Here is a 2,996-nt window from a genome sequence, read left to right as displayed (position 1 = left end):
GGCCACGGCGTCCAGCGGCGGTGACCGGCAGCGGTCACCAGCGGCGGTCACCGCGAGCGGCCCCCGCAGGTGGACCGCCACCCCGCTCGCGTGGACTCGCCACCCGCCTCACGTGGACTGCCCGCCCGCCTCGCGTGGACTGCCCGCCCGGCGGTGGGGAGCGGTCCCGGCCACGCGGAATGATCTTCGTTCGGTTCCCCCGGACGGGCGCGCCCCTCCGGTGGGCGGCGGCCGGGGAAACGCCACCTCACGGACCACGCGCGCTCCGGACGGACGCGCCCCGGCGGGTGTCACTCGGGACCCCCGAACGGCCCGCGCCCGTCCGGGGTCCTGGTGTGGCAATAGCAGCGCGGATGCGGTGGGGCGGGCACCCGCGTCAGCGCGCCCCCGTACGCGTCGACCTCCAGCACGTGGTCCCACGTCGGCGGGCGGCCCGAGGTCAGCTCCTCCTCGTCCAGCGCGAGCAGCGCCTGCGCCGCCGCCACCCCCGCCGTCGCCTCCGTCGTGGCCAGGTCGGCGAGCTGCGGCCGGTCCACCAGCTGCGCCAGCAGGTCCGGCCAGTCCCCGTCCTCCTCGGCCTTGCGCAGGTCGCCGCACCGCACGCAGCTCGACCGGCCCGGCACCACCAGCGGCCCCACCAGCCCCAGCCCCTCGCGGGCCCGCGCCACCAGGTGCGGCGTGCCCTCCAGCAGCAGCGCGTGCAGCACCTCCGGCGGCGGCACCAGCGCGTCGGCCAGCACCACCAGGTCCGGCCGCCCGGTCACCACCCCGCCGCGCACCGAGGGCTCCGCCCGCCGCACCGCCTCCCACGCCGCCTCGCCGCGCGGCCTGCCCACGTCCGCCGCCCGGTACCCGCCGCCGACGTCCCCCGCCGCCACCACGCCCCGCGCCACCACCTGCACCCGCCCCACCCCGGCGGCGGCCAGCAGCGACGCGACCGCCACCGCCAACCGCCCGTCGCCCCTGACCACCACCGCCCGCCCGGCGCGGGCCTCCGCCAACCCCGCCGCGGGCCGACGCCTGCGCAGCGCCCACGTCGTCGCCTCCGGGACCAGCCGCTCGTGCCGGTGCGGGACGGCCTCCTCCACCAGCCCCCGCCCGGCCAGCGCGCCCAGCACGTCCAGCAGGTCCTCGCGCTCCCCGCTCGGGACCAGCCGCTCGCCCAGCTCGGCCGTGGTGCGCTCGCCCCGCAGGTCGAGCAGCACGTCGAACAGGCCCCGCCCGACCTCCCCCAGCACCACCCCGTGCCTGGGGTCGGCGCCGATCTGGAGCACGTCGGCGGTGCGGCGGAGCACCGGCAGCCCCGGAAGCACGCGGGGGCGGTGCGGGACGGCCACCGGCGGGGCGGTCGCGGGTGGGACGGCCATCGGCGGGGCGGTCGCGGGTGGGGCCACGGGCGGGACGGTGGTGCGCGGAGCGGTCATGCCACGAGCCTGCCCGGCCCGCTGACCTGCGCGAAAACCTCTCTCCACAGGCGACCGGACCATTCACAGGCCACGATCGGGCGACTTGACGCCGAACCGGGAGTCACCGCAGGCCGAAAGCCGGACCGGGGGGAGAGCGGCGCCGGGCAGCCGGGTGGCCGGGACCCTCCCGACCCGGCCACCCGGCGATCAGACCTGCGCCTTGCCGAGGATCCTGGTCACCGTGGTGCCGCACACCGGGCACTTGCCCTTGGCCATCCGGCGGTTGTTGCTCTCGCTGACCTCACCCGTGAAGTCGCGCTTCTCCCGGCACTTGACGCAGTAGCCGTTGTAGCTCTCGGCCACGGCTTCCTCCCTTGCTTCGAGAGTGCGGGCGATCTGCGCCACACTCGGGGGTGGGCAGCACGCTACCTGCGACGCCCCTCGTCCGCGCACGTCAAGCCCCGCGTGTCCAGCCGCCTTTCGGGGTAATTCGATCGGCCGCGCCGGGACGCACCGCCGCTTGGCCGCCGCGAATTGTCGGTCCGTGGGCTTACCGTGAACGCCATGCCCGAACCGCAGGTGGAGGTGCGGCGCAGCGCCCGGCGCCGCCGAATGGTGAGCGCGTACCGCGAGGGGGACACGGTCGTCGTCCTGCTGCCCGCACGCATGAGCAAGACCGAGGAGAAGCACTGGGTGGCGGAGATGCTCAGCCGCCTCCAGCGCAGCGAGACCAAGCGCCGGTCACCCACGCGGGTGTCCGACGCGGCACTGGCCAACCGCTGCGCCGAGCTGGCAGGCCGCTACCTGGACGGCCTGGAACCGACGAGCGTGCGCTGGGTCCCGCCCATGCGCACGCGCTGGGCGTCGTGCACCCCCAGCGAGGGCACGATCCGCATCAGCGAACGCCTGCGCGACGTGCCCCCGTGGGTGCTCGACTACGTCCTGGTGCACGAGCTTGCCCACCTGCACGTGCCGGGGCACGGCAAGGACTTCTGGGAACTGGTGCACCGGTACCCGAGGTCCGAGCGGGCGATGGGCTACCTGGAAGGCCTGTCCGCCGCCGCCGGCCTCGGGATCACCGAGGAGGACTGACCCCTACTCGCCGCGCCCGCCCGAACCCGAGGCGCCGTCCTCGGGCTCGGAGGGCCCGGAGTCCTTCGAGTCGGAGTCCTTCGGGCCGGAGTCCTGCGCGCCTGCGCCGGAACCGCCCTCGCCGGGCTCCTCGCGCATCGCGCGCTCCAGCTCCTCCATCGGGTTCTCCAGCGCGGCCCGCGTCCTCCCGAACCGCTCCGCGAACTCCATCGGGTCGTCCAGGTCCGCCGCCGTCGGCACCAGGTCCGGGTGCTCCCACAGCGAGTCGCGCGCCTCCAGCCCGTGCTGGTCGCCCACGAGCTTCCACAGCGCCGCCGCCGAGCGCAGCCGCCGGGGCCGCAGCTCCAACCCCACCAGCGTCGCGAACGTCTGCTCCGCCGGACCACCGGACGCGCGCCTGCGCCGCAGCGTCTCGCGCAGCGCCTCCGCACCGGGCAGCCGCTCGCCCACGGCCTCGGCGACCACCACGTCCACCCAGCCCTCGACCAGCGCGAGCAG

The 2,996-nt window shown here is 76.4% G+C and carries 4 protein-coding genes; 1 reads left to right on the top strand and 3 read right to left on the bottom strand.

Translation table 11 applies throughout. The features are described 5' to 3' along the window. Positions 1-290 precede the first annotated feature (290 nt). Positions 291-1,424 (bottom strand): TOMM precursor leader peptide-binding protein, encoded by a 1,134-nt coding sequence (locus tag ACTUAL_RS01885; protein WP_440899045.1) that lies wholly within the window; start codon positions 1,422-1,424, stop codon positions 291-293. A 189-nt stretch (positions 1,425-1,613) separates the two neighbouring features. Then, positions 1,614-1,769, bottom strand: coding sequence for a DUF5679 domain-containing protein (locus tag ACTUAL_RS01880; protein WP_012783557.1), 156 nt, complete (start codon positions 1,767-1,769; stop codon positions 1,614-1,616). 201 nt (positions 1,770-1,970) lie between these two features. Here ACTUAL_RS01880 and ACTUAL_RS01875 point away from each other — a divergent pair, with 201 nt between their 5' ends. Then, positions 1,971-2,498 (top strand): M48 metallopeptidase family protein, encoded by a 528-nt coding sequence (locus tag ACTUAL_RS01875; RefSeq protein ID WP_012783558.1) that lies wholly within the window; start codon positions 1,971-1,973, stop codon positions 2,496-2,498. Positions 2,499-2,501: 3 nt separating this feature from the next. On the opposite strand, the gene ACTUAL_RS01870 is transcribed toward ACTUAL_RS01875, so the two are convergent. Continuing rightward, positions 2,502-2,996 (bottom strand): zinc-dependent metalloprotease (locus ACTUAL_RS01870; RefSeq protein ID WP_440899044.1); only part of this gene is annotated, 495 nt, incomplete at its 5' end.

It is taken from the genome of Actinosynnema sp. (genome assembly GCF_052038725.1).
The sequence above is the reverse complement of the archived record's forward strand: the minus strand, read 5'-3'. Positions and strand labels throughout refer to the sequence as shown.

What these genes read in the sequence shown, in the direction of transcription:
- ACTUAL_RS01885 (WP_440899045.1), bottom strand. Translation starts at nt 1,424, where the DNA reads ATGACCGCTCCGCGCACCACCGTCCCGCCCGTGGCCCCACCCGCGACC.
- ACTUAL_RS01875 (WP_012783558.1), top strand. Translation starts at nt 1,971, where the DNA reads ATGCCCGAACCGCAGGTGGAGGTGCGGCGCAGCGCCCGGCGCCGCCGA.